The sequence below is a fragment of the Marinobacter azerbaijanicus genome, from assembly GCF_030250645.1.
GTDB lineage: Bacteria > Pseudomonadota > Gammaproteobacteria > Pseudomonadales > Oleiphilaceae > Marinobacter > Marinobacter azerbaijanicus.
In genome coordinates this window covers 548,381-572,001 of record NZ_JASSVS010000002.1, presented here as the reverse complement: position 1 = coordinate 572,001, position 23,621 = coordinate 548,381, and the positions used below count along the sequence as shown (strand labels likewise).

Genomic DNA, 23,621 nt, shown 5'->3' with positions numbered 1-23,621 from the left:
AGCCCTGTTTTCGCGGGGCTTGCCTTGCTAGTGTCTTTCTGTTGTCTGGTCGGAAACTACATTTCGTCGTAGTCCAGAACCACCTTGTCGCTGACCGGGTAGCACTGACAGGAGAGCACGTAGCCGGCTTCCACTTCGTAATCTTCCAGGGCAAAGTTCTGGTCCATTTCCACCTCACCTTCCACAACCTTGGCACGACACGTGGAGCAGACACCGGCCTTGCAGGAGTAGGGCAGATCTGCACCTTCCTCGTTGCCGGCCTCCAGAATACTCTTGGTGTCACGAACCAGTGGGAAGGTCAGTGAGCGGCCATCAGCGATGACGGTCACTTCGCTTACCGACTGCGGATCCACCTTGGACGGCGCTCTGTCCTTGCGGGCCTGTGGCGCACCACCGACTGGCGTGAACAACTCGAAATGGATCCTGCTTTTATCCATACCATGGCGCAGCAGGGAGTCGCGTACGTCCTCTGTCATCAACTGGGGACCGCAGATGAACGCGGCGGTAAGATCCTTGGCGTTGATCCAGTGATCGAACAGGGCGTCGCACTTGTCGTGGTCAATCCGCCCGTTGTACAGATCAATGTCCTGCTCTTCGCGGGTGAAGATATAAACCAGATTCAGGCGCGCCATATACTCGTTCTTCAGGTCCTGAAGCTCATCCCGGAACATGGTGCTGCTGGTGGCCTTGTTACCGTAGAACAGGGTAACTTCACTCTTTGGTTCGGTCTCCAGTGTGGTCTTCACAATCGAGAGAATCGGAGTGATACCACTACCGGCGGCCACGGCCAGGTAATTACCTTCACGCTCCGGGTCCAGGTCGATAGAGAAATGACCCTGGGGCGGCATGACTTCCAGCGTCTGGCCCGGTTTCAGCTGTTCATTGGCAAACGTGGAGAAACGACCTCCGGCTACCTTTTTGACCGCGATGCGCAGCTCCTGATCGTTGACGCTGCGGCAGATCGAATAGGAGCGGCGCACTTCCTCGCCATCCATCTGCGTTCTGACAATCAGGTGCTGGCCCTGCTTGTAGCTGAACTTGTCCGCCAGATCTTCCGGCAGGTCAAAAGCAAGTGATACCGCGTTTCTTGTTTCAGGTCTGACCTCTTTGAGGGTCAGTGAGTAGAATTTGTTCATGATCGTATCGGCTCTAGATGCATTTGAAATAGTCGAAGGGCTCGAGGCATTCCTTGCAACGATAAAGGGCTTTGCAGGCGGTGGATCCGAATTCGCTGACCCGCTCCGTATCCTTGCTGCCACAGTGGGGGCAGGCAATGACGTCCGGTTCCCCGAGCAGGCTCATCTTGCTGGAGCTGCCCTCGGGTGGCGCGATTCCGAATGCCCGAAGCTTCTCTTTGCCTTCGGCTGTGATCCAGTCGGTGGTCCAGGCAGGGCTCAGCACCTGGTTGATTTTCGGATCCCGGAAGCCTGCGGCGCGCAGGGCTTCGGTAATCAGTTCCTCAATCAACTCGGTGGCCGGGCAGCCGGAGTAGGTCGGGGTCACGTCAATGGACAGCTCTTTGCCGTCCCAGTGAACGGCCCGGACAATGCCGAGCTCCACGACACTGACTGCCGGAACTTCAGGGTCTTTGACCTCTTCAAGCAGTGCCCAGATGTCGTCCTCTGTCAGCAGATCGGGGCGGGCGTTTGCCGGCACCCGATCACTGGCAATCAGGATATCGACGGCTGACCTGTGGTCTGACTCACCATGTTGTGGCATCGGGATAGGCCCTCTGCAGGAACTGCATTTCTGCCAGAATGAAACCGAGGTGTTCGGTGTGCTCGCCGTGCTTGCCGCCCATATACATCCATGCATCTTCGGCGCCCGGTGTCAGGGTGGCCTGAGTCAGCACCTCGTTGACCATGCCGCGCCAGTCTTTGGCCAACTGGTCGGGATCCGGGCCAATGCCGGCCTCGGCCAAGGCGCGATCCGTATCGTCCGGTGTGATCAGTTCACCGGTGAAACGCCAGAGGATATCCACGGCATCCTGCATGCGTTTATGGCTCTCTTCGGTACCATCACCCAGGCGCTTGACCCATTCGGAGGACCGGCGCAGGTGGTAGGTGGCCTCTTTCAGAGCCTTGGCGGCGATGCCGGCAATTCGCTCATCACTGGATTCGGTCAGGCTCTTGAGCGTGAAGTAGTGCCACACGTCAAAGAAGAACTGCCGACCCATGGTGACGGCGTAATCCTCATTGGGCTGCTCGGTTAGAAGCAGATTCCGGTAATTGTGCGCGTCACGGCGGAATGCCAGCTTGTCGGCATCGCGGCCATCATCAATCAGCTCGGCTGCGTACTCGTACCAGTTGCGGGCCTGACCAACGAGATCGAGGGCAACGTTCATCAGTGCCATTTCTTCCTCAAGTGCCGGCGCTTTTCCGCACAACTCGCAAAGGCGCTGGCCCAGGATCATGTCGGAATCTGCCAGGCGCAGCAGGTATTCCTTTAATGCTTCTGCTTGTGTCATTGGAATCGCTCCTTACATGTGTCCGACTTCATCGGGCAGCTCGTAAAAAGAAGCGTGCCGGTAAATCTTGTCTTCCGACGGGTCGAAAAGCACTTCCTTTTCGTCGGATGCGGAGGCCGTGATGGTGTCGGAGGGCACAACCCAGATGCTCACGCCCTCATTGCGGCGTGTGTAAAGGTCACGGGCGTTTTCCATGGCCATCTCGGCGTCAGAGGCATGCACGCTGCCCACGTGTTTGTGGTTCAGGCCGTGCTTGGACCGCACGAAAACTTCGTAAAGGCGCCATTCAGACATGTTGTATTCCTCCAGTATCAAGCGGCTTGTGCGCGCTGTTTTTGTTTTTTGGCATAGGCGACGGCCGCTTCGCGGACCCATGCGCCCTCGTCAATTGCGTTCTTGCGAGTTTTGATGCGCTCGCGATTGCAGGGGCCGTTGCCCTTGAGAACGTCGTAGAATTCCTGCCAGTTGATGTCACCGAAATCGTAGTGGCCGGTTTCTTCGTTCCACTTCAGGTCTGGATCCGGTGCGGTGCAGCCAAGGAATTCAAGCTGCGGCACGGTCTGGTCAATGAACATCTGGCGCAGTTCGTCGTTGCTCTTGCGCTTGATCTTCCAGGCCATGGACTGCTGGGAGTTCGGGGACTCATCATCGTGCGGGCCGAACATCATCAGGGCCGGCCACCACAGGCGGTTGATGGCGTCCTGTACCATCGCCTTCTGCTCATCAGTGCCTTCACGCATCATGTCCAGCAGGATCTGGTAACCCTGGCGCTGGTGGAAGCTCTCTTCCTTGCAGATGCGCACCATGGCGCGGGAGTAGGGGCCATAGGAGGTACGCTGTAACACAACCTGGTTGACGATAGCTGCGCCATCCACCAGCCAGCCCACTGCACCCATATCGGCCCAGTTGAGTGTCGGGTAGTTAAAGATGCTGGAGTACTTGGCTTTGCCCTGATGCAGCTTTTCGATCTCTTCGTCACGGTCAGCCCCCAGGGTTTCCATGGCGCTGTACAGATACAGGCCGTGGCCCGCTTCGTCCTGAATCTTGGCCATCAGCTGCAGCTTTCGCTTGAGCGTGGGCGCACGGGTCACCCAGTTGCCTTCCGGCAGCATACCGACCACTTCGGAATGGGCGTGCTGGGAAATCTGACGAACCAGAGTCTTGCGATAGCCTTCCGGCATCCAGTTCTTGGGCTCAATCTTGGTTTCGGCGTCGATCTTTTCCTGGAACTCGCGCTCTTCAGGCGACATCTCTTCCAGGGTCTTCAGGCGCTTGGCGCCGGTTTCAACGAGCTGGGCGTACATAAAATACCTCCGGATCGGGCTTGTTGTTCTGTGGCTCCGTGAACACTGGTGCCCTCGGATAACATCAGAGGGCTAATACATCCATATTATATGATACTGAATAAATATCAAGAATTGTCTTTGTGTGTCATGTTCTTTTGGTAGTATTGATTAATGACGCTTATAACGTTGATTTTAATCATTAAAAACATGATACGTGACTAAATGCTATTGAGATCAGCGACGGGAAAGTAAAATTAAATCGATCAATGAGCGGGACAAGCCAGGGCAGAGAGGGCGCAGAGCCAGCCGCAATGGATGCGTACCGGCTCTGCGTGGGTCATGCAGACCTATTTTTTACGATGGTCAAACACACGTTTGGCCTTGCCTTCCGACCGCGCCAGGCGGTTGGTTTCGACTACCTCTATGCGGGTGCTGATGCCGATGTAGGACTTGATGTGGTGTGCCAGCTCCTTGGCCGCCGCGGCGCGACTTTTCGGGCTGTCGGGTACTCCGGGCTTCAGTTCGGTACGGATATCCACGCAGTCCATGTTGCCTTCCTTGTAAACCTCAATCTCGTAGTGAGGTGCCAGGGCTTCGCACTTGAGCACCTGCTCCTCAATCTGGCTTGGGAACACATTCACACCACGGATAATCAGCATGTCATCACTGCGACCGGTAATCTTGTCGATCCGGCGCATTGGCCTTGCGGTACCCGGCAGCAGGCGGGTGAGATCACGCGTGCGGTAGCGCAGGATCGGCAGAGCCACCTTGGTCAGCGAGGTGAAGACCAGCTCGCCATATTCTCCGTCGGGTAGTACTTCGCCGGTTTCCGGGTTGATGATTTCCGGATAGAAGTGATCTTCCCAGATGGTGGGGCCGTCTTTGGTCTCGACGCACTCCATGCCAACACCGGGGCCCATGACTTCGGACAGGCCATAGATATCCAGAGCCTGTATGCCAAGCCGCTCCTCAATCTCGGTACGCATGGCGTTGGTCCAGGGCTCAGCCCCGAAAATACCCAGACGCAGTGGCAGCTTATGCGGATCAATACCCTGGCGGTCCATCTCATCGGCAATGTTCAGCATATAGGACGGCGTTACCATGATGATGTCCGGCTTGAAGTCCTGGATAAGCTGGACCTGCTTCTCGGTCTGGCCGCCGGACATGGGGATGACGGTACAGCCAAGGCGCTCAGCCCCGTAATGGGCGCCAAGCCCACCCGTGAACAGGCCGTAGCCATAGGCCACATGGACCTTGTCACCGCGGGAGCCGCCGCCGGCGCGAATGGAGCGGGCAACAACGTCGGCCCAGGTGTTGATGTCGCTCTGGGTGTATCCCACTACCGTAGGTTTGCCGGTTGTTCCGCTGGAAGCATGTACCCGCACCACGTCAGACATGGGTGTGGCGAACATGCCGAAGGGATAATTGTCACGCAGGTCCGCCTTGGTGGTGAACGGTACCTTGGCCAGGTCCTCCAGGGAGTTGATGTCCATCGGCTTCAGGCCGATGTCATCAAAGGCCTTCCGGTAGAAGGGCACATTGGTGTACGCGTGAATCAGGCTCCAGCGCAGGCGCTGAAGCTGTTCATGGCGGAGCTCGTCAATGCTGGCGGTCTCCATCCGGTCAAGTTTGCCAATTTTCTGGAGTGGTAAGCTCATGATTCTGTCCTGCGTTGTTCTTGTGCTGTGATGATCATTGTTTGGTGAAGGCGGCGGATTTACTGCGCCGCATCCACCCGCTCAATAATGGTTGCAATACCCTGGCCGACGCCGATACACATGGTGCACAGGGCGTAGCGGGCTCTCTTGCCTGCTGCATGGCGACGTTCCAGCTCATACAGCGCTGTCGTCACCAGCCGGGCGCCGCTCATGCCAAGTGGGTGACCGAGGGCAATGCCGCCGCCATTCGGATTCACATGTTCCGCGTCGTCCGGCAGTCCGAGATCCCGGGTTACTGCGAGAGCCTGTGCAGCGAAGGCTTCATTGAGTTCGATGACATCCATATCCGCCAGGTCCAGGCCAGCTGTCGCCAGCACCTTGCGAGTTGCCGGTGCCGGCCCGAAGCCCATGATTCTCGGTTCAACACCAACGGTTGCCATGGCAACCACACGAGCTCTGGGCTTGAGGCCGTATTCTTTCACGGCATCGGCGCCGGCCAGCAGAAGGGCGCAGGCGCCGTCGTTAACGCCCGATGCGTTACCTGCCGTCACGGTTCCGTTTTCGCGGAACGGTGTCGGCAGCCGGGCCAGCTGTTCCAGGCTGGTTTCCCGAGGATGTTCATCGGTGTCCACAACGAGCGGATCCTGCTTGCGCCGGGGAATGGTCACCGGCGTAATTTCTTCAGCCATGCGTCCGGCTGCCTGGGCTGCAGCGGTGCGCTGTTGGCTGCGCAGGGCGAAGGCGTCCTGATCTTCCCGGGAAACGCTGAAATCGGCAGCCACGTTCTCTGCGGTCTCCGGCATGGAATCAATGCCATACTGTTTCTTGAGCAGCGGGTTTACAAAACGCCAGCCGATGGTGGTGTCGAATATTTCTGCCTTGCGGCTGAATGCCGACTCTGCCTTGCCCATGACAAACGGGGCCCGGGACATGGACTCCACGCCGCCTGCGATCATCAGCCGGGCTTCGCCGGTACGGATGGCACGCGCGGCGGTGCCGATAGCATCCATGCCCGAGCCGCACAGGCGGTTGATGGTGCTCCCCGGTACGTCAACCGGTAGTCCTGCCAATAGTAACGACATACGGGCAACGTCCCGGTTGTCTTCACCGGCCTGGTTGGCACAGCCATAAAGCACGTCATCAATTTTTGACCAGTCCAGGTCCGGGTGCCGTTCGGTCAGTGCCTTGATAGGGATAGCACCCAGGTCGTCCGCACGCACTGCGGAGAGAGCACCGCCGTAGCGGCCGATGGGGGTGCGGATGGCGTCGACGATGTAAGCGTCTTTAAGAAGGTTGTCCGCGCTCATGAATTGTCCTCCGAATTGCGTACGGTGCCGCGAACTTCATAGGAGCGACCCCGGAACAGGGCGACTTTGCGGCCGTCCTGATTGGTTAATGTGATGTCGTAAATGCCGGTACGGCCACCCCTCGCCTGTTCCTCGGCAACAGCGGTAAGCCGGTCACCCTCTTTGGCGCCGGACATGTAATCAATGCTGCAGCCTGAAGCGACCGTAGCCCGGTCATAGCTGTTGCAGGCGAAAGCAAAAGCGGAATCGGCCAGAGTGAACAGATAGCCGCCATGGCAGGAGCCGTGGCCCTGGATCATATCGCCGGTCACCGTCATGGTGAGAACCGCTTTGCCCGGGGCGACGGACTCAATGTCCATGCCCAGGTTCTGGCTCGCGCGGTCCCGGGCAAACATGGCTTTTGCGCATTCCTCGGCGAGTGTTTGCGGGTCCATCTCGCTCATGAATAAAACCCCTTTTGTGCAAATGCATTTTTCCGGAGCAGCAGGGCAGGACGATAACGATCCTCTGCGTAGCTGTTCTGAATGTTTGTCAGCACGTTAAACACGTGGCTCGTCCCGAGGCGGTCGCTCCAGCTCAGAGGGCCTTCGGGGTAGTTCAGGCCCGCTTTCATGGCCAGGTCGATGTCCGCGATGGTGGCGACACCGTGGAGGGCAGCATCAGCAGCTTCGTTGGCCAGTGTGGCAACGGTGCGCATGACCACCAGTCCAGGGCGGTCCGCAATCAGACTTACAGCGATGCCCGCCTTTTGCAGTAAAGCACAGGCACAGGAAACTGCTGCGTCCGAGGTCTGTTCTGCCGGAGCCAGAGCAAGCCGGGATGCCTGGCTGTAGTCGAACGCCAGATCGAACAGCACCAGGTTGGAGATGCCATCGGCTGCAGCTCGTTCTGTCGCCATGCGGCCATCTGTCAGGGCCAGTACGGCGTTGCCAAAGCGCAGCTGACCGGGGCCGTCGCGCTCGACAATGGTCAGGCCTGACTCTTTCAGGCGCTGGACCAGAGGGGTTGCAGCACCGGGATTGCCCTCAACAATTAATACCGTTTCGTCGCAGGGGTGCTCCGGTTCTGTTTGTGGCTGCGGTTTTTCGGCGCCTTCGCCATAGGAATAGAAGCCCTGGCCGGTTTTGCGTCCCAGGCGCCCGGCTTCCACCAGTTCTTTCTGGATCAGTGACGGCAGAAAACGCGGGTCCTGGTAGTAGGAATTGAACACAGAGTTGGTGACCGCGTAGTTGACGTCGTGGCCGATCAGATCGGTTAGCTCAAACGCACCCATGCGGAACTGGCCTGATTCGCGGATGAGAGCGTCCAGCGTTTCTGCATCGGTTGCCTTCTCCTGCAGCAGGCGCAGGCTTTCTGCATAAAACGGACGGGCGACACGGTTAACAATGAAGCCGGGAGTCGAAGTTGCGTAGACCGGTTTTTTGCCCCAGGCGGTCGCCGTGGCATGAACGGTCTCGGCAACGGCTTTGCTGGTAGCCAGTCCCAGCACCACTTCCACCAGCGCCATCAGGGGTGCCGGATTAAAGAAGTGCATTCCCACCAGGCGCTCGGGCTTTTTCATTTCCGCACCAAGGGCGGTGACCGAGATGGAAGAGGTATTGGTGGCAAGGATGGTATCCCCCGCACACAGTTCCTCCAGGTTTGCCAGCAGCTGACGCTTGATCCCGAGATCCTCGATGATGGCCTCAATCACCAGTCCGGCTTCTGCGACTTCGTCAAGGCTGGCGACCGGTTGGATCCGGCTGATCACGCCGTCCAGATCCTGCTGCTCCATCTTGCCTTTGTCGACACGGCGCTGAAGTTGCCTGGCAATGCCGTCCCGCCCTTTCTGTGCGGCGCCTTCCCTCTGGTCATGCAGGAAAACACGGTGGCCGGCCTGGGCCGCTACCTGGGCGATGCCAGAGCCCATGGCGCCGGCGCCGATCACGGCGATGCTGATCTGGGTGTCTAGTGCCATGAATTAATTCCCCTTGAACGCTGGTGTGCGTTTCTCCATGAAAGCGGCGACGCCCTCACGGTAATCCTCGGTTCTTCCGGCCATGCGCTGGAGATCTCTTTCAAGGTTGATCTGTTCTTCAAAGGTATTGCTGGCGCTGGCATGCAGGGCGCGTTTGATCAGGGCAAGGCCCTTGGTGGGCTGAGTCGCAAAATGACGGGCCAGCTTCATGGTTTCTTCCATGAGTTGCTCGTTATCCACGCAGCGCCAGATCATGCCCCAGCTCTCTGCCTGTTCGCCGCTGATCTTCTCGCCCAGTAGAGCCATGCCTTTGGCCCGGGCCATGCCGGCCACACGGGGCAAGGTCCAGGTGCCGCCGGAATCCGGTACCAGCCCCAGCTTGCAGAATGCCTGAACAAAATTGGCGGAGCGGGCGGCCAGAGTGATGTCGCAGGCAAGGGCGATGTTGGCGCCGGCACCGGCAGCAACACCATTGACGGCGCAAAGCACCGGCATCGGCAGGTCCCGCAGGCTCCGCATCAGCGGGTTGTAGTAGTTCTCCAGGGATGCACCCAGGTCTGGCACCTCCTGGTCCGGAGAAACGCTACGGTCGGCCAGATCCTGCCCGGCACAGAAGCCACGGCCTGCACCGGTAATAACCAGCACCCGGACAGATTCATCCTTGCGCACCGTGCTGATGGCTTCGCGCATGCGTTCGTGCATTTCGACATTGAAGCTGTTCAGATTGTCGGGGCGGTTGAGGGTAAGCAAAGCCACACCCTGATCGATTTCGAGAAGAATGCTCGGTTGAGTCATGGCGTTATCCTATAGCTGGAGTGATGGATGGCTCTGTGGTGGGGGCTATTGGCCCTTGAATTGGGGTTTTCGCTTTTCACGAAATGCATCAAGGCCTTCCTGACGGTCTGCTGTACCGGCAAGCACCGTGAAGGCGTGTCTTTCAAAGCGCAGGCCCTCGGCCAGATTCATATCATTGGCCCTGCGTACGGATTCTTTCGTCAGTCGGACAGCGATAGGGGCTTTTCGGGCAATGGTACGAGCAATTCCGATGGCTTTCTCAACGGTCAGTTCGGGCTGGCAGACCTCGCTGACGAGGCCGGCCTGAAGGGCGCGCTTTGCATTGATGGGCTCACCTGTCAGTGCCATGTGCATGGCCAGCGATTCGCCAACTTTCCGCACCAGTCGCTGGGTGCCACCAGCCCCCGGCATGATGCCGAGATTGATTTCCGGCTGGCCGAAACGGGCGTTTTCACCGGCAATCAGGATGTCGGCGTGCATGGCCAGTTCGCAGCCACCACCAAGTGCAAAGCCGTTAACCGCGGCAATGATGGGTTTTGTGAAGCGGGCAATTCGCTCCCAGTGGGCGACGCGCGGGTCTTCGAGAATTCCGACGAGATCACGAGCGGCCATTTCATTGATGTCAGCCCCGGCCGCGAATGCCTTCTGGCTTCCTGTGATCACAACGGCACCGACCTCACGATCTGCTTCTGCGTCATCCAGAGCTTTGGCCAGATTTTCCAGCAGCTCTGTATTGAGGGCGTTCAGTGCCTCAGGGCGGTTGAGGGTGAAGACTTGAACCCCTTGTTCAGGCCCTTCGACAAGCAGGTTGTTTGGCATAAGTAATCCGAAGTGGCTTTGTTTTTGTCTGAAGAAATCTCAGCCGTCCGGAATCCGAATTGCCATGAGGCGGTGTTCCAGTCGTTAACGGGCTGATTTTCAAATCAGTATATCTATTAATTGATACTCGTCAAGGTTTGTGGGTTCATCATTTTGTATCACATTCTGTTTTTATGGTTGAAGCTGTTTTAGTTGCTGATAAATAAGAATAATATGAGTAATTGACACATGTCACGGGGGCTTTAAAGCCATATTTAGGCGCCTTTGGAGTCCTTATATCGATGAAAACATCCCCCCGAAGAGGTAGAGTGTTGTGAAAAATGAATCAGAATGTGTCGTCGCATTCTGGGCCTGTTGATGAAGGAGAGAAGCATGCCTAGTTACAGTATCGAGGGTATACAGCCTGTTGTGCATCCGTCTGCTTATGTTCACCCGACAGCGGTCCTGATCGGGGATGTGTGGATCGGTCCTGGCTGCTACGTCGGTCCGTCAGCCTCATTGCGCGGAGACTTTGGGCGCATCGTATTAAAGGAAGGCTCGAACATTCAGGATACCTGCGTCGCGCACGCCTTCCCGGGCAAGGATGTGGTGGTCGAAAAAGATGGGCACGTGGGGCATGGGGCCATTCTTCATGGGTGTGTTGTCGGTGAGGGAGCAATGGTTGGAATGAATGCGGTGGTCATGGACGATGCAGTAATAGCATCCCGGTCCATTGTCGGTGCCGGTGCCCTGGTTAAAGCCGGTTTCCAGTGCGACCCGGCATCATTGATAGTGGGTGCGCCGGCTAAGGTGTTGCGCACGCTGAGTGATGATGAGGTGGCGTGGAAAGCGAAGGGAACTGAAGAATACCAGAGGCTGACCCGTCGCTGCCATGCCAGCCTGCAGGAGTGTAAGCCGCTGGAGGAGGCGGGCTCTGAACGTTCCGACGCCCGGGTTGATGCGGGCAGTTATCGGCCCAAGCATGAGAACTGATCCAGGGATCGCTCTCTGGCCATGCTGGGCCCAGTAGTGCGTCAGGCTGCCATTTCCGATTTCAGGGCATCAATTATGATGCGGGCAAAGTCATCCGGCGAGTCTTCCTGAAGGAAGTGGCCGCCCCGCAGCGTGATGTGTGGCTGGCCAAGGGCTCCGGGTATGCGACGTTGCATATAACGGTCGCCGCCACGGGTTATGGGATCACCGCTGCTGAAGCATGTGATGAAGGGCTTTTTCCAATTTTCCAGGACTCGCCAGGCAGCCTTGTTGGCCTCGCTGGCCGGGTCATCGGCAGTCACCGGGACCAGTTTCGGAAAGGCGCGTGCCCCGGCCTTGAACTCTGCGCTTGGGAAGGGGGCCTCATAGGCTGCGATCTCGGCCTTACTCATGGTTCTTTCTGTTCCCAACTGGACGATCCTGCCCACTGGAAACCAGGGGCTGTGGGTGGCGAAGGCTTTCCACAGTGAGAAGACCGTGGGCACGGGAGTGTCTCCTGTTGGCAGCATGCCGTTGCCCACAATAATACGGCGGAAAAGCTGCGGGTGCTCTGCTGCCAGGCGCAGCCCCAGCAGCGAGCCCCAGTTCTGGCAAACCAGGGTAATATTTTTCAGGTCCAGTGCCTTCAGCCATTGCGAAAGCCAGTTAATATGGCGCTCGTAGCTGTAGTCGCCCACGTTGGCGGGTTTGTCGGATTTCCCGAAACCGATCAGGTCCGGCGCCAGTACGCGGTGTCGGGCTTCCGCCACCAGGGGGATCATATGCCGGTAAAGGTACGACCAGGAGGGTTCTCCGTGCAGCATCAGCACCGGGGCCGCGTCATTGGGCCCTTCGTCTACATAGTGCATTCTCAGACCTGGCTCGATGTCCAGATAGTGAGGAGAAAAAGGGTAATCCGGAAGACCCGCGAAGCGGGCCTCATCGGTTCTCAGAATCCGCATGCCATCGACTGTCCTGACTGAGTGGTTGCGTGGCTGCCTGGTTGTCGCAGCCTTCAGGAATCAGGATAAAGCAGATGGAAGCTTTGTGTGTTTGGTTTACGTAACAGTGCGTTGGCTGTTTGAATCAGGACGCCTTGCTGATCAGATCATCCCCGCCCTCGAGCCGCTCCAGTGCCGCATCGCAGCAGTTCAGCGCGCCACAGTCGTCCGCTGAGCACAGGGCGACGGTATGGCAACTGATGCCATAGAGGTGCTGTTCTCCGTGATGAAAGATTCGCCCTCGGGATAGGGGGGAGCGGCAATGCCCGCACAACAGGGTGGGTACGGCGCTGCTTTCCGAGGCGATTGCGTGATAATGCTCTGGTTGTGTCATAAAAAACCTCCCAATACTTCCAAACTAGGGGCGAAAGGTGACAATTCAAAGTCATCGGCCTTTAAATTAATCTGCAGATACGAAATGGAGGTGGTTCAGGCTCACTTTCCTGCGATCGTCGGTTTCAGCGGTCGGGGTCTACAGCGGGGCGGCGGTTAGAGCGCTTGTCTTCCCAGTTGAGGGATTTTGGATCGTACCAGCCGATGCGATCGAGAACTTTTTCGCGGGTAGCGGGTGACAGGGTTGGCCATAGCTCCTGGAATTCCTCCAGTCCCTGCTCCCGCTGACGCTGTTGTTTGCTCTGGAGGCGTCGCATGATTCGAGGGATGTGCAGGGCTTCCCCCAGTTGACCGGGCACGAGCACTTCCTGCCCCATCACCTTTCGGCGATGAGTCCTGGCTGCCAGCACCCGATGAAGGGCGGTGGCTGCATCCAGCGCTGTTCCAGTATCAAACTCTTCGTTGCCCAATGTTCAACCTGTTTAACGAATGACCAACAACCGTCCACTATAACCTGAAAGCCGCTAGACTGACCACGTCGCCGTGGTAGTCTAGTGTCCCGGTTGGCAATCAGCATCAGGATCATACTATGTACGGAAAACTGGAGACACGGACTTTTCTGGCCATGCTTGTGGGCGTCTCCCTGGCCTTTGTTCTTCTGATGAAGCCGTTTTTCGGGCCTATTTTCTGGGCGGTGGCGATTGCACTGATATTCCATCCTGTTCGCGAAGGTCTGGCGCGGCGGGTGGGCAACCGGCCGAACCTCATCGCATTGCTCACCTTGTTGATCTGCCTGATTATTGTGATTATTCCAGTGCTGGCGCTGGTAACGTCCCTTGTGGCCGAGGGGTTGTCTGTCTACCAGAAGATCCAGGAGGGGGAACTTCGCCCCGGCGAGTACATCGACAGGGTGAATCAGTCTTTTCCTGCCATAGAGGCTTTTTTCGCTCAGTTCGGAATGGATTTCGCTGAGGTGAGGGACAGGGTGGTCAGCGCCTTTGTTGGTGGCAGCCAGTTTATGGCGAAGCAGGCCCTCGGATTCGGGCAGAACACATTCCAGTTCTTTCTGGGCCTGGCGCTGATGGTGTATCTGGCATTTTTCCTGCTCCGGGATGGTAGCAAGCTGGTGGACATGTTGATCAGGGCGCTGCCGCTGGGAGACGAGCGTGAGCGGTTGCTGTTCGCCAAATTTGCAGAGGTGACCCGTGCAACGGTCAAGGGGAACCTGTTGATAGCCATCATTCAGGGCGCACTGGGTGGTTTTATCTTCTGGATTCTGGGAATTCAGGGGGCACTGCTCTGGGGTGTGGTTATGGCTATCGTGTCCCTGATTCCCGCTGTCGGGGCCGCCCTTGTGTGGCTGCCTGCAGCTATCTATCTGGCTGCCACAGGAGAGATCGTGTCGGCCGTGATACTGACGGCGTTCGGAGTGATCGTTATCGGTCTTTCAGACAATCTTCTGAGACCCATTCTGGTTGGGCGGGATACCAAGCTGCCAGACTATATTGTTCTGCTCTCAACACTGGGCGGGATAGTCATGTTCGGGATCAACGGTTTTGTGATGGGCCCATTGGTGGCGGCATTGTTTATGGCGTTCTGGGGAATCTTTGTTCGCGAGTTCGGGGAGGTGCCCGGCGTGCCTGTGAATAACATGCATGTGACGACTACAGAAACGCAACAATCTGAAAAGCCCCGGCCGGACTAACTATGTTAATCTTTGGTGCTGGTGTCCATCCTGTAGGGACTGGCAACACAATAAAAAACAACAGGTAACCGGAGTAGATCATGATCAGCAGATCCGCAAAACGAAGCCGGCTGGCGGCGGCAGTGATGCTCGGAGCGATAACGTTCGCCGCCCCTCATGCCCTGGCCAACGAGACGGTAGCGCTCAAGAATGCGCTCTACGGTGCTGGCTATGAGGTCACAAATGTCAGCCCCCAAATGGACGAGGCGACGCGGTCTGCGCTTACGGAATTCCAGCGTGACCAGGGGCTGAACGCCTCGGGCGAACTGGATGATGCCACCAAGGAGGCGCTGGGTATGGTATCTGTACAGGTTGCCTCGTCAGGCTCCGGTGAGGCATCACAGAAAGCTTCGCCCGCTACCAATGATGCCTCCGAGCCTGAGTCTGAGCAGGCCCAGACCGAGGAAGGTGACATTGAAGAAGACGACGATGGTGGCTGGAGCCTCTGGTAAGTAACCGCACCGGAGTCGTATTTACGCCAATCTCCAGGCCCGGATTACCCGGGCCTGTTGCGTTCAGTCCAGTTTTTCCAGGTCCCTGACCGCACCCTTGTCGGCGCTGGTTGCCAGCAGCGCATAGGCTTTCAGAGCGGCCGACACCTTGCGCGGTCTTGCCAGCTCCGGCTTCCAGCCTTTTTCGTTCCTTTGTTCGCGGCGTCGATCCAGCTCGTTCTGATCAATCTCCACGTTGATGGAGCGATTCGGGATGTCAATCCGGATCAGGTCGCCATTTTCGATCAGGCCAATGGCGCCACCTGCGGCAGCTTCCGGAGATGCGTGACCGATGGACAGGCCGGAGGTGCCGCCGGAAAAACGACCATCGGTCAGCAGGGCGCATTTCTTGCCCAGCCCTTTGGATTTCAGGTAACTGGTCGGGTAGAGCATTTCCTGCATGCCCGGCCCGCCACGGGGGCCTTCGTAGCGGATGATGACCACTTCACCGGGTTTGACTTCGTCGTTCAGGATGCCTGATACCGCGGTATCCTGGCTTTCGAAAACCCTCGCCCTGCCTTCGAAGACGTAGATGCTTTCATCCACACCTGCGGTCTTCACCACACAACCGTCCAGGGCGATGTTGCCGAAGAGTACCGCCAGGCCGCCCTCGGCGGAATAGGCGTGTTCCACTGAACGGATGCAGCCCGTTTCTCGGTCGCCGTCGAGTGAGGGCCAGCGTGTGCTCTGGCTGAAGGCGGTCTGGGTGGGAATGCCAGCAGGGCCGGCCTTATAGAATTCCACCACTTCCGGTGTCGGCTCCTGCATGATATCCCAGGTTTTCAGCGCTTCACGCATGGTTTTGCTGTGCACGGTGGGCAGATCCGTGTTGATCAGCACACCCCGTTCCAGTTCCCCCAGAATGCCCATGATCCCGCCGGCGCGATGTACATCCTCCATGTGGTATTTCGGAGAGTTGGGGGCAACCTTGCAAAGCTGCGGCACCTTGCGGGACAGCTGGTCGATTTCGTTCAGGGTGAAGGGCACCCGGCCTTCCTGGGCGGCGGCCAGCAGATGCAGGATGGTGTTGGTGGAGCCGCCCATGGCAATGTCCATGACCATGGCGTTTTCGAATGCCTCCATGGAAGCAATACTCAATGGCAGAACACTGGCGTCGTCTTCTTCGTAATAGCGCCGTGCATTCTCTACAATCTGTCGGCCTGCTTTCAGAAACAGCTGCTCACGGTCGGAGTGAGTGGCAAGCAGAGAGCCATTGCCTGGAAGCGCAAGACCAATGGCTTCGGTCAGGCAGTTCATGGAATTGGCGGTGAACATGCCGGAACAGGACCCGCAGGTAGGGCAGGCACTGCGCTCGTACTCAGCGACTGTATCGTCATCCGCGTTCGGGTCAGCTGCGATGACCATGGCGTCCACCAGGTCAAGCTTGTGCTCTGACAGCCTGGTTTTGCCGGCTTCCATCGGTCCGCCTGAAACGAAAATGGTAGGAATGTTCAGGCGCATGGCTGCCATCAGCATGCCCGGGGTGATCTTGTCGCAATTGGAAATACACACAAGCGCATCAGCACAGTGGGCGTTCACCATGTATTCCACGGAATCGGCGATGATTTCCCGGGAAGGCAGGGAATAGAGCATGCCGTCGTGGCCCATGGCGATGCCATCGTCCACGGCTATTGTGTTGAATTCCTTTGCAACACCACCGGCCTGCTCAATTTCGCGGCATACCAGCTGGCCAAGATCCTTGAGGTGTACATGGCCGGGTACGAACTGGGTAAAGGAGTTGGCAACGGCAATAATGGGTTTGCCGAAGTCGTCATCTTTCATGCCGGTGGCGCGCCAAAGAGCACGTGCGCCAGCCATATTGCGGCCTGCGGTGGATGTCCGCGAACGATACTGGGGCATGGTTGTCTGGTCTCTCGTCTACAACTTGTTAGTGAAAAGGGGAAGTCAAGAGGATACCAGATTACCCCTTGATCGCATGGTTGTTTTGACGATCCGTGCTTACAATGTGTAACAGAGTTAATGAACAATTGATCAAGGAGTAGTCCTATGGCTGGCCAGGAAAGCCTGCCCTTACGTCGTCTCAAACAGTTTCAGCCGTTGAACCGGTTGACCGATGACCAGTTGGTGTTACTTGCGAGTCGGGCGGAGCGGAGAACCCATGGCCCGGGGCAGCGCGTGGTGGAGCGCGGTGCCCGCGATGGGCTGGATTTTTTCCTGATTGCAGGCAGTGTGGAGCTGGAGTCCATTGACGGGCGCAAGTACACCATTGAGGCAGACAGCGACAAGGCCCTCAACCCCATCGCCAGGTTACAGCCGCGAATGTACGACGTAACGGCGACCAAGGCCAGTGAGTTCCTGGTGATCCAGCAGGACATCCTTAACCAGTTGTTGCGCTCGGCACCGGTGCCTCAGGTGGAGATGGACTCGGGTGATGGCATTGGTGATGATGGTAGCGAGGAACATCATCTTCTGATGGAGTTTTATTCCGAACTGCGTTCCAACCAGCTTAGCCTGCCCAGCGTTCCGGATGTGGCGTGGAAGGTGCGCAGGGCCGTGGACAGGGAGGACTCCACAGCGGACCAGGTAGCAAGTGCCATTTCCGCAGATCCCTCGATGGCGCTCAAACTGGTCCGCGCCTGTAACAGTCCGCTGTACCGGGGGTTCAGCGATGTCCGCAATGTTCGTGAAGCCGTAGTCCGGCTGGGGATGCGTACAACCCGTCAGTTGGTGACCGTGTTTTCCCTGCGGGAAGTGTTCAAGACCAGGCAGGCATCGCTGCAGAAAGAGATGGACAAACTCTGGCGTCATTCCCGCGAAGTTGCTGCACTCTGCTGGGTGCTTGCCGACAGCGCCACTTCCATCAACCCGGAGGAGGCGCTGCTGGCGGGGCTGTTGCACGATATCGGGGTGGTGCCGATACTGGTCCAGGCTGAACATCACGTTAATCTGTTTGCGGATCAGGCCAATCTCGAGCACGCTATTCGCGAACTTCGGGCAGATGTGGGTACGGCTGTCCTGGAAAGCTGGTCGTTCCCTGCCAGCTTTCTTGAGGCTATCCGCCATGCCGAGGACTTCGCACACGAGAGCCGGGAGTCGTCGCCCCAGCTGGTGGATATTGTCATCGTGGCACAGTTGCACGCCATGATCGGTTCCAGCCAGAATGGCGATCTGCCTCCATTTGACGAAGTGCCTGCCTATCGCAGGCTGGGTGAACTTGAGCTGAATGCATCCCGCAGCCTGCAACTGCTGACGGAAGCCCGTGCAAGGGTGGACGAGGTCCATCGCTTACTTTCAATACACTGAGGATATGACAGGACGGTCAGTCTTCCGGAGCTCTTTACTGGTGACAATACCAACAATGAACGTACCTCTTTTTCCGTTGAACTCTGTCGTACTGCCCGGGGGAAGGATCCCCCTTCAGCTCTTCGAGCCACGATACATTGATATGCTGACCCGTTGTCTGAAGGAAGATCGGGGTTTTGTCGTTGTTTTGTTGAGGGAAGGACTGGAAACTGGTACATCAGCAGCCTTTTATGACATTGGCACCTACGTGCGTATTATCGATTTCCAGCAGATGGATAATGGCTTGCTGGGCATTACCGTTGAGGGTCAGGACAAGGTGACTGTCGTGCGCGCATGGCAGCAGTCCGATGGCCTTAACGTGGGTGATGTAGAGTGTCTTCTGGCGGAAGAGGAACTGCGTGTTCCCCCGCGTTTTACTGAGCTTCCCTCTGTACTGAGGGCGTTGTTTCGCCATCCGGTTATACGTGATCTGGGAATGAATGTGGACTACGACGATGCCCGGGATGTTGGCTGGCGTCTGACAGAACTGCTTCCGCTGGATAAACAGGAAAAGCAGCGCCTGGTGGAGCTTCAGGACCCTCTGGAGCGCCTGGAAAGGTTGTTGGGGTTACTGGAAGCGCTGGAACAGAACTGAATAAGCGCTCAACCTGTTGCCGGCCCATACAGCAGAACCGCTTCCGCCCAGTTCTCTGTGCCATACCAGATAACGTAGAGTACCCACGCAGTGGCGGCTGCCAGCAATGAACTGTCTGACGTCAGCGGGATATTGTCGTAGCGGCTGTAACTGGCCCTCGTGAGGCCGGAGATGGACAGCCCCAGAAGAATTCCGGCAATGACATCCGTAAACCAGTGTACCCCCAGGTAGAGACGACTCAGCGCTACCATAACGATGGGAAGGCTGAATAGCAGATAGTATCGCCATCGCAGCCGAGGCCGGCGTTCCCGTGCAATGAAGCTGGCGGCGAGTGACGAGAAAACGGTAATGCCGGTGGTATGCCCGCTCGGAAATGCGCCGGAGGCCGGTGGACCAAGGACAGCTTCCGGTCGCGGGATTGCTGACAGGTCTTTGAATGCCCACACCAACAATGTCGCCATCAGTGCGGCACCGGCAATGTGCAATGCGGCAGCATAGAATCCACGCATGCCCAGGGCCAGTGCTGACAGTGCCGCGGCTGCCAGCAGCACGGGTGGGTCACCCACCAGCGTCAGCGCGATCATAACCGGGTCCAGCAGCGGGTTTCTCAGTTGTGAGAACCACTCAAGGGTCAGTCTGTTGAATGGCTCGAATACCTGCGTCGCCGTTGCCAGCTGCCCCACAATCATGAACAGTGCGCCCGCGCCGAAAGCCAGTGATAGCGAGGGAAGGGGAAACTCCCCCGCCTGCGCTGGGCGCTGGCTTGTATACAGTCGCCAGAATCGATGGGTGCTGTCATAGCGTGCCATCAATCCGGCAAGCCATTGGTAAAGATTGCTGCTGTGGCCAAGCCCCAGTTGGAAGCGGATGAACAACAGATAGATCAGCAGCAGAATCGCTGCGCTGATACCGATGACCGGATAGAAATGGGCAGGGGGTTCAAAATCACTGGCGAGGGCGCTGCCAACCAGGTAACCCGGCAGAACGTAAGCGGGGGCCCAGGCCACTGCAGACGACAGGTTGAAGGCCAGAAAGCGCCGCCAGGGCATCATGAATGCGCCGGCGATCAGAGGAATGATCGGGCGTATCGGACCGACGAAGCGCCCGATAACCACGCTTTTACCACCATGAAGATGAAAGAAAACCTCGCCCTTGGCGATAAAACCCGGGAAGTGGTTGAGTGGCCAGAGCCTGTCAAGCCGGCCCTGGAACAGTCTGCCAAGGGCAAAGCTGATACTGTCTCCGGCAACCGCCCCCGTACCCGCCCAGAATAGCACCTCAAGAATTGGTACCGACACCTGGCCCGCGAGTGCGGCCACTGCAAAGATGATGGCCACACCGGGAATCAGGATGCCAGCCAGAGCAAGGGATTCCAGAAACGCGGTAAGAAAAACGGCGACTGAGAGCCAGCCAGGATTGGTCCCAAGCCAGGTGGTCAGTGTCTGCAGCCATTCCGGATTCATGGCTGGCGAACGTCTCCCTGACTGTACCAGACTGAGTCCGCTCCGCGCTTTTTCGCTTCCTCCAGTGCCTGTCGTACCCGTTTTCGAAGATCCGCAGGGCGGCTATCTGAGCTGGCTCGGGTTGTGCAGCCGAGGCTGACAGTGACCTTGCCTGCCGGGGGCCAGGTCTGCTCTGCAATGGTCCTGCGTATACGCTCGGCGATTACCCTGACGCCTTCTTCGGGAGTGAAGGGCAGAATCAGGAAAAATTCCCCGTCCTCAAGTGTGTAGAGTGTGTCACCGGCACGGATCACTCCAAAAAGGTGTTGTGTGAGATCCCTTAGCAGGCGCTGCATGCCGGCTTTGCCGTGGAGGTCCTCGGCTTCATCGGCGTAGTCGATCGCAAGCGAAATAACCGACAGGGAATGGGACATCTCGATCGACCGGCTGATTTCCTTCTGGAGCGTCTCATCCAGGAAACGGGCGTTGTGGGCGCCGGTCACCGGGTCGGTAATGGCGAGGTTTTCCGCGGACTGGGCCATGTGGTCATAGTGCCAGATATACAGTGCCGCCACCGCTATCAGTGCAAACACGCCAGAGCTGATGGTGACCGCGTGGGTAACTGTGTGGGCCAGTACCAGGTACAGAGAAAGGGCCGTCAGCAACAGCAGGGAGAGAATCAAGCCCTGGCGCAGGGGCAGAATCAGCAGGTTCAGTATCACCAGCGGCATTACCCAATGGCTGATGCCGGGCGGATCCAGTGCGGCCATCGCTGCCACCAGGCCGCTATTGAGTGCGGTCAGGATAATCAGATGCCCGGGGGCAGTCAGTTGGTGGCGGCGACAGATGAACGTGTATCCGGCACCGGCAACGGTCAGTAGCGCCATGCCTGTAGCGAGAAAGAAGAGCTCGTAGAAGCCGTAACGAAGATTCTGTGCTGCCAGGCTGGCGATGAACAGGCTGGCAAAAAGGTAGCCGGCCAGATGTGTATAACTTCTGAGGCGGGTTTCGGTCATGCCATGGGCCCTCCGGTGCCTTCGGTCCGTGCCGATGGCGTCGTATGGGACCACGTACTGTAGGACTGCGCTCGATTGCCCCCCTGTTGCTGCGCCCGTCGCAGGGCATTGGCGGCGGATTGCTGCAGGCTGTCGGCATCATCGCCTATGTTCAGCCCGGCAATTCCGGCGCTGACCGTCAGGTTGAGCTGGTGGGAGGCCAGCAGCGTGCGCAGACCCTTTCGGATAGTCTCCGCCAGAGCAGCTGCCTCTGTGGTTGCAATGCCGGGCAGGATAATCAGAAACTGCAGGTCGGCGACACGGTAATAGGTGTCAAAATCCCGTAACTGTGAGTGCAGATAACGGCCAATTCGTGGCAATATGGAGCGAATGTCCGCGTCAGGGTCGCTGTCGCTCAGGTGGGTGTCCAGGCCGATCATGATCACCGACATGTCGGTGCCTTCACGTTCGCTGCGCTGGATTTCCTTGTGCAGATCGGCCGAGAGGTATTCCCGGCTGGCCGCCTGGGTCAACTCGTCGGTGCGGCGCAGTGGAGCCAGTTGCCGGGACTTGTACTCCCGGAGAAATACCAGTAGGCCGGACAGCATCATTGTCAGCAGCAGTGCGCTTATCATCTGGTGGCGTTCCGGCATACCGCCACTGACCTGGGTCGCGACTATTGCCATTGCGGCAATTACAACAGTGATGCCCGCCGCCCATAAGAGCGGGAGGAGGGCAAAGCCGATCAGCGGTGCCACGTAGAGCCAGTGAGTCAGGCTCCAGGGGCCGGTCCAAAGGCTGGTGGCAAGCAGTAACAGCAGAGCGCCAAACAGCAGACGGTGGATGGCCGGCCAGGGTTGCCGGAAGCGTCCCGGGTGGAAGGCACTGCTGGTGAAGACCAGGCCAGCGCCGGTAATAGCCGTGATGGCGATGAGTGGTTCTGCCTGGATCACCGCAAATACAGTAATGGCGATCAGGATCAGGAATCCTGTTCGCGACAGGCGGCTAAGCAGGAATTTTTCGGCCATCTGGGCCATCGTATCTGTCCTCTCCCGGGCGTCCGTGTGTTCAAAGCATACAGCAGGTACCGTTCAATGACCCGCGTAATAACAAGTGTCAGGGCGGTATAATAATCGCTTGGGATGCGTACTTGAAACGGGAAAGGTAAAGTTAGGCCCTGATTCGCACAATCGGTTTTAAAATCTAAAGGTAATCGGATGGATATTGCAGCATACATGGCTGATGTGGGGCAGCAGGCGCGGGACGCCGCTACCGCAGTAGCCCGGTCCACAACAGCAGTCCGCAACAAGGCACTTCTGGCAACGGCGGAAGCGCTGGATGCCGCCAGGGACGAGCTTGCCGCGGCAAACGCCAAAGATCTGGAAAGTGGGCGCAGCAGCGGCCTTGACGAGGCCATGCTGGATCGGCTGGAACTGACCCCGGCACGCGTTGACGCCATGATCGAGGGGCTGCGTCAGGTGGCATCATTGCCAGACCCGATTGGCGAAATAACCGATATGACCTTCCGTCCCTCCGGTATACAGGTAGGGCGAATGCGCGTGCCTCTCGGGGTGATCGGCATCATCTACGAATCAAGGCCGAATGTGACTGTGGAGGCAGCCAGTCTGTGTCTCAAGTCCGGAAACGCCACCATTTTGCGAGGCGGTTCCGAAGCTATCCATTCCAACCAGGCCATTGCGGCATGTCTGGCGAGGGGATTGTCAGAGGCCGGGCTGCCTGAGAATGCCGTCCAGGTCATCAGAACCACCGACCGGAAAGCCGTGGGTGAGCTGATTACCATGCCACGGTTTGTCGACGTCATTGTTCCCCGTGGGGGCAAGGGACTGATCGAACGAATCAGTCGGGATGCCCGGGTGCCGGTGATCAAACACCTGGACGGTATCTGTCACGTGTATGTTGACAGCCATGCTGATCCCGAGAAGGCTCTGGCGGTGGCTGTCAATTCCAAAACCCAGCGCTATGGCACCTGTAATACCATGGAAACCCTGCTCGTGGACGAGGAAATCGCCAGTGATATCCTGCCGTTGCTGGCCGGCGCATTCCGTGAGAAGGGAGTGGAGTTACGGGGTTGTGACCGAACCCTTGAAATCCTGACAGATGTGACTGCTGCAACGAAGGAGGACTGGGCAACCGAATATCTGGCGCCCATTCTCGCAGTCAAGGTTGTCGATGGGCTGGACGGAGCTATCAGCCATATCAATTGCTACAGCTCGCAGCATACCGACAGCATCATCACGGAAAATTACACCCGGGCACGCCGGTTTCTGACCGAGGTAGATTCAAGCTCGGTGATGGTGAACGCCTCGACCCGGTTTGCTGACGGCTTCGAGTACGGTCTCGGTGCGGAAATCGGGATATCCACGGACAAGATCCATGCCCGGGGCCCGGTCGGCCTTGAAGGCCTTACATCGCAGAAATACGTGGTGTTTGGCGACGGCCACATCAGGACCTGAGTC

The 23,621-nt window shown here is 57.8% G+C and carries 24 protein-coding genes; 6 read left to right on the top strand and 18 right to left on the bottom strand.

The features are described from left to right. Positions 1 to 56: 56 nt before the first annotated feature. The 11 genes from paaE to paaF all read right to left on the bottom strand — a co-directional run bounded on the left by paaE (position 57) and on the right by paaF (position 10,289). Positions 57 to 1,136, bottom strand: a complete 1,080-nt coding sequence (gene paaE / locus QPM17_RS06145; protein ID WP_285389689.1) for a 1,2-phenylacetyl-CoA epoxidase subunit PaaE — start codon at positions 1,134 to 1,136, stop codon at positions 57 to 59. Positions 1,137 to 1,149: 13 nt separating this feature from the next. Continuing rightward, on the bottom strand, positions 1,150 to 1,719 hold the full coding sequence (paaD, locus tag QPM17_RS06140; protein WP_285389688.1) for a 1,2-phenylacetyl-CoA epoxidase subunit PaaD: 570 nt from the start codon (positions 1,717 to 1,719) through the stop codon (positions 1,150 to 1,152). Next, entirely contained in the window at positions 1,703 to 2,467 is a 765-nt protein-coding gene (paaC, locus tag QPM17_RS06135; protein WP_285389686.1) for a 1,2-phenylacetyl-CoA epoxidase subunit PaaC, read from the bottom strand. The genes paaD and paaC overlap by 17 nt, the downstream gene beginning before the upstream one ends. Before the next feature lie 12 nt (positions 2,468 to 2,479). After that, on the bottom strand, positions 2,480 to 2,761 hold the full coding sequence (gene paaB, locus QPM17_RS06130) for a 1,2-phenylacetyl-CoA epoxidase subunit PaaB (RefSeq protein ID WP_027831090.1): 282 nt from the start codon (positions 2,759 to 2,761) through the stop codon (positions 2,480 to 2,482). A 17-nt stretch (positions 2,762 to 2,778) separates the two neighbouring features. Next, complete coding sequence (paaA, locus tag QPM17_RS06125; RefSeq protein WP_285389685.1) at positions 2,779 to 3,771, bottom strand: 1,2-phenylacetyl-CoA epoxidase subunit PaaA; 993 nt, start codon at positions 3,769 to 3,771, stop codon at positions 2,779 to 2,781. A gap of 329 nt (positions 3,772 to 4,100) precedes the next feature. Then, positions 4,101 to 5,411 (bottom strand): phenylacetate--CoA ligase PaaK, encoded by a 1,311-nt coding sequence (paaK, locus tag QPM17_RS06120; protein WP_285389684.1) that lies wholly within the window; start codon positions 5,409 to 5,411, stop codon positions 4,101 to 4,103. A gap of 59 nt (positions 5,412 to 5,470) precedes the next feature. Continuing rightward, positions 5,471 to 6,718 carry a 3-oxoadipyl-CoA thiolase gene (gene pcaF / locus QPM17_RS06115; protein WP_285389682.1) on the bottom strand — a complete coding sequence of 416 codons (1,248 nt, stop codon included), beginning with the start codon at positions 6,716 to 6,718 and terminating at the stop codon, positions 5,471 to 5,473. Then, positions 6,715 to 7,161, bottom strand: coding sequence for a hydroxyphenylacetyl-CoA thioesterase PaaI (paaI, locus tag QPM17_RS06110; protein ID WP_285389681.1), 447 nt, complete (start codon positions 7,159 to 7,161; stop codon positions 6,715 to 6,717). The genes pcaF and paaI overlap by 4 nt, the downstream gene beginning before the upstream one ends. Continuing rightward, positions 7,158 to 8,675 carry a 3-hydroxyacyl-CoA dehydrogenase PaaH gene (paaH, locus tag QPM17_RS06105; protein ID WP_285389679.1) on the bottom strand — a complete coding sequence of 506 codons (1,518 nt, stop codon included), beginning with the start codon at positions 8,673 to 8,675 and terminating at the stop codon, positions 7,158 to 7,160. Before paaH ends, paaI begins: the two co-directional genes overlap by 4 nt. A 3-nt stretch (positions 8,676 to 8,678) precedes the next feature. Beyond that, positions 8,679 to 9,470, bottom strand: a complete 792-nt coding sequence (gene paaG / locus QPM17_RS06100) for a 2-(1,2-epoxy-1,2-dihydrophenyl)acetyl-CoA isomerase PaaG (RefSeq protein WP_285389677.1) — start codon at positions 9,468 to 9,470, stop codon at positions 8,679 to 8,681. Positions 9,471 to 9,515: 45 nt separating this feature from the next. After that, positions 9,516 to 10,289 (bottom strand): 2,3-dehydroadipyl-CoA hydratase PaaF, encoded by a 774-nt coding sequence (gene paaF / locus QPM17_RS06095; RefSeq protein WP_285389675.1) that lies wholly within the window; start codon positions 10,287 to 10,289, stop codon positions 9,516 to 9,518. A gap of 372 nt (positions 10,290 to 10,661) precedes the next feature. On the opposite strand from paaF, the gene QPM17_RS06090 reads away from it, so the two are divergent. Beyond that, positions 10,662 to 11,261, top strand: a complete 600-nt coding sequence (locus tag QPM17_RS06090; protein ID WP_285389673.1) for a phenylacetic acid degradation protein PaaY — start codon at positions 10,662 to 10,664, stop codon at positions 11,259 to 11,261. Positions 11,262 to 11,302: 41 nt separating this feature from the next. Here QPM17_RS06090 and QPM17_RS06085 read toward each other — a convergent pair whose 3' ends face one another. From QPM17_RS06085 to QPM17_RS06075, 3 genes are all read right to left on the bottom strand, one after another. Next, positions 11,303 to 12,202, bottom strand: a complete 900-nt coding sequence (locus QPM17_RS06085) for a haloalkane dehalogenase (RefSeq protein WP_285389671.1) — start codon at positions 12,200 to 12,202, stop codon at positions 11,303 to 11,305. Between the two features lie 124 nt (positions 12,203 to 12,326). After that, positions 12,327 to 12,575: a hypothetical protein gene (locus QPM17_RS06080; protein ID WP_285389670.1), complete on the bottom strand. Its 249-nt coding sequence runs from the start codon at positions 12,573 to 12,575 to the stop codon at positions 12,327 to 12,329. Positions 12,576 to 12,699: 124 nt separating this feature from the next. Further along, a complete protein-coding gene (locus QPM17_RS06075; RefSeq protein ID WP_285389669.1) occupies positions 12,700 to 13,044 on the bottom strand; it encodes a hypothetical protein in 345 nt (114 codons plus the stop codon). Between the two features lie 119 nt (positions 13,045 to 13,163). Here QPM17_RS06075 and QPM17_RS06070 point away from each other — a divergent pair, with 119 nt between their 5' ends. After that, complete coding sequence (locus QPM17_RS06070; protein WP_285389668.1) at positions 13,164 to 14,279, top strand: AI-2E family transporter; 1,116 nt, start codon at positions 13,164 to 13,166, stop codon at positions 14,277 to 14,279. A gap of 80 nt (positions 14,280 to 14,359) precedes the next feature. Continuing rightward, positions 14,360 to 14,770 carry a peptidoglycan-binding domain-containing protein gene (locus QPM17_RS06065; protein ID WP_285389665.1) on the top strand — a complete coding sequence of 137 codons (411 nt, stop codon included), beginning with the start codon at positions 14,360 to 14,362 and terminating at the stop codon, positions 14,768 to 14,770. 63 nt (positions 14,771 to 14,833) lie between these two features. On the opposite strand, the gene ilvD is transcribed toward QPM17_RS06065, so the two are convergent. Further along, positions 14,834 to 16,669 carry a dihydroxy-acid dehydratase gene (gene ilvD / locus QPM17_RS06060; RefSeq protein WP_285389662.1) on the bottom strand — a complete coding sequence of 612 codons (1,836 nt, stop codon included), beginning with the start codon at positions 16,667 to 16,669 and terminating at the stop codon, positions 14,834 to 14,836. A 147-nt stretch (positions 16,670 to 16,816) separates the two neighbouring features. Between ilvD and QPM17_RS06055 the strand changes: the two genes are divergently transcribed. Together QPM17_RS06055 and QPM17_RS06050 are read left to right on the top strand one after the other, a co-directional pair. Then, on the top strand, positions 16,817 to 18,073 hold the full coding sequence (locus QPM17_RS06055; protein ID WP_285389659.1) for an HDOD domain-containing protein: 1,257 nt from the start codon (positions 16,817 to 16,819) through the stop codon (positions 18,071 to 18,073). A gap of 55 nt (positions 18,074 to 18,128) precedes the next feature. Beyond that, positions 18,129 to 18,707: an LON peptidase substrate-binding domain-containing protein gene (locus tag QPM17_RS06050; protein WP_340366181.1), complete on the top strand. Its 579-nt coding sequence runs from the start codon at positions 18,129 to 18,131 to the stop codon at positions 18,705 to 18,707. An 8-nt stretch (positions 18,708 to 18,715) separates the two neighbouring features. Here QPM17_RS06050 and QPM17_RS06045 read toward each other — a convergent pair whose 3' ends face one another. Genes QPM17_RS06045 through QPM17_RS06035 form a run of 3 tightly spaced genes read right to left on the bottom strand, consistent with a single transcriptional unit; the run spans position 18,716 to position 22,181 of the window. Beyond that, positions 18,716 to 20,170 (bottom strand): bifunctional DedA family/phosphatase PAP2 family protein, encoded by a 1,455-nt coding sequence (locus QPM17_RS06045; protein ID WP_285389654.1) that lies wholly within the window; start codon positions 20,168 to 20,170, stop codon positions 18,716 to 18,718. After that, positions 20,167 to 21,165, bottom strand: a complete 999-nt coding sequence (locus QPM17_RS06040) for a GGDEF domain-containing protein (RefSeq protein WP_285389651.1) — start codon at positions 21,163 to 21,165, stop codon at positions 20,167 to 20,169. The genes QPM17_RS06045 and QPM17_RS06040 overlap by 4 nt, the downstream gene beginning before the upstream one ends. Continuing rightward, positions 21,162 to 22,181, bottom strand: coding sequence for a GGDEF domain-containing protein (locus QPM17_RS06035; protein ID WP_285389648.1), 1,020 nt, complete (start codon positions 22,179 to 22,181; stop codon positions 21,162 to 21,164). The genes QPM17_RS06040 and QPM17_RS06035 overlap by 4 nt, the downstream gene beginning before the upstream one ends. A gap of 180 nt (positions 22,182 to 22,361) precedes the next feature. Here QPM17_RS06035 and QPM17_RS06030 point away from each other — a divergent pair, with 180 nt between their 5' ends. Then, positions 22,362 to 23,618 carry a glutamate-5-semialdehyde dehydrogenase gene (locus QPM17_RS06030; RefSeq protein ID WP_285389645.1) on the top strand — a complete coding sequence of 419 codons (1,257 nt, stop codon included), beginning with the start codon at positions 22,362 to 22,364 and terminating at the stop codon, positions 23,616 to 23,618. Positions 23,619 to 23,621 lie beyond the last annotated feature (3 nt).

Bases quoted from the DNA above. Each gene is read 5' to 3' on its own strand.
- paaH (WP_285389679.1), bottom strand. From the start codon at position 8,675: ATGGCACTAGACACCCAGATCAGCATCGCCGTGATCGGCGCCGGCGCC.
- paaI (WP_285389681.1), bottom strand. From the start codon at position 7,161: ATGAGCGAGATGGACCCGCAAACACTCGCCGAGGAATGCGCAAAAGCC.
- ilvD (WP_285389662.1), bottom strand. From the start codon at position 16,669: ATGCCCCAGTATCGTTCGCGGACATCCACCGCAGGCCGCAATATGGCT.
- paaF (WP_285389675.1), bottom strand. From the start codon at position 10,289: ATGCCAAACAACCTGCTTGTCGAAGGGCCTGAACAAGGGGTTCAAGTC.
- QPM17_RS06030 (WP_285389645.1), top strand. From the start codon at position 22,362: ATGGATATTGCAGCATACATGGCTGATGTGGGGCAGCAGGCGCGGGAC.
- paaG (WP_285389677.1), bottom strand. From the start codon at position 9,470: ATGACTCAACCGAGCATTCTTCTCGAAATCGATCAGGGTGTGGCTTTG.
- paaK (WP_285389684.1), bottom strand. From the start codon at position 5,411: ATGAGCTTACCACTCCAGAAAATTGGCAAACTTGACCGGATGGAGACC.
- QPM17_RS06080 (WP_285389670.1), bottom strand. From the start codon at position 12,575: ATGACACAACCAGAGCATTATCACGCAATCGCCTCGGAAAGCAGCGCC.
- paaE (WP_285389689.1), bottom strand. From the start codon at position 1,136: ATGAACAAATTCTACTCACTGACCCTCAAAGAGGTCAGACCTGAAACA.
- pcaF (WP_285389682.1), bottom strand. From the start codon at position 6,718: ATGAGCGCGGACAACCTTCTTAAAGACGCTTACATCGTCGACGCCATC.
- paaA (WP_285389685.1), bottom strand. From the start codon at position 3,771: ATGTACGCCCAGCTCGTTGAAACCGGCGCCAAGCGCCTGAAGACCCTG.
- QPM17_RS06040 (WP_285389651.1), bottom strand. From the start codon at position 21,165: ATGACCGAAACCCGCCTCAGAAGTTATACACATCTGGCCGGCTACCTT.
- paaB (WP_027831090.1), bottom strand. From the start codon at position 2,761: ATGTCTGAATGGCGCCTTTACGAAGTTTTCGTGCGGTCCAAGCACGGC.
- paaC (WP_285389686.1), bottom strand. From the start codon at position 2,467: ATGACACAAGCAGAAGCATTAAAGGAATACCTGCTGCGCCTGGCAGAT.
- QPM17_RS06050 (WP_340366181.1), top strand. From the start codon at position 18,129: ATGAACGTACCTCTTTTTCCGTTGAACTCTGTCGTACTGCCCGGGGGA.
- QPM17_RS06070 (WP_285389668.1), top strand. From the start codon at position 13,164: ATGTACGGAAAACTGGAGACACGGACTTTTCTGGCCATGCTTGTGGGC.
- QPM17_RS06065 (WP_285389665.1), top strand. From the start codon at position 14,360: ATGATCAGCAGATCCGCAAAACGAAGCCGGCTGGCGGCGGCAGTGATG.
- QPM17_RS06090 (WP_285389673.1), top strand. From the start codon at position 10,662: ATGCCTAGTTACAGTATCGAGGGTATACAGCCTGTTGTGCATCCGTCT.
- paaD (WP_285389688.1), bottom strand. From the start codon at position 1,719: ATGCCACAACATGGTGAGTCAGACCACAGGTCAGCCGTCGATATCCTG.
- QPM17_RS06055 (WP_285389659.1), top strand. From the start codon at position 16,817: ATGGCTGGCCAGGAAAGCCTGCCCTTACGTCGTCTCAAACAGTTTCAG.
- QPM17_RS06045 (WP_285389654.1), bottom strand. From the start codon at position 20,170: ATGAATCCGGAATGGCTGCAGACACTGACCACCTGGCTTGGGACCAAT.
- QPM17_RS06085 (WP_285389671.1), bottom strand. From the start codon at position 12,202: ATGCGGATTCTGAGAACCGATGAGGCCCGCTTCGCGGGTCTTCCGGAT.
- QPM17_RS06035 (WP_285389648.1), bottom strand. From the start codon at position 22,181: ATGGCCCAGATGGCCGAAAAATTCCTGCTTAGCCGCCTGTCGCGAACA.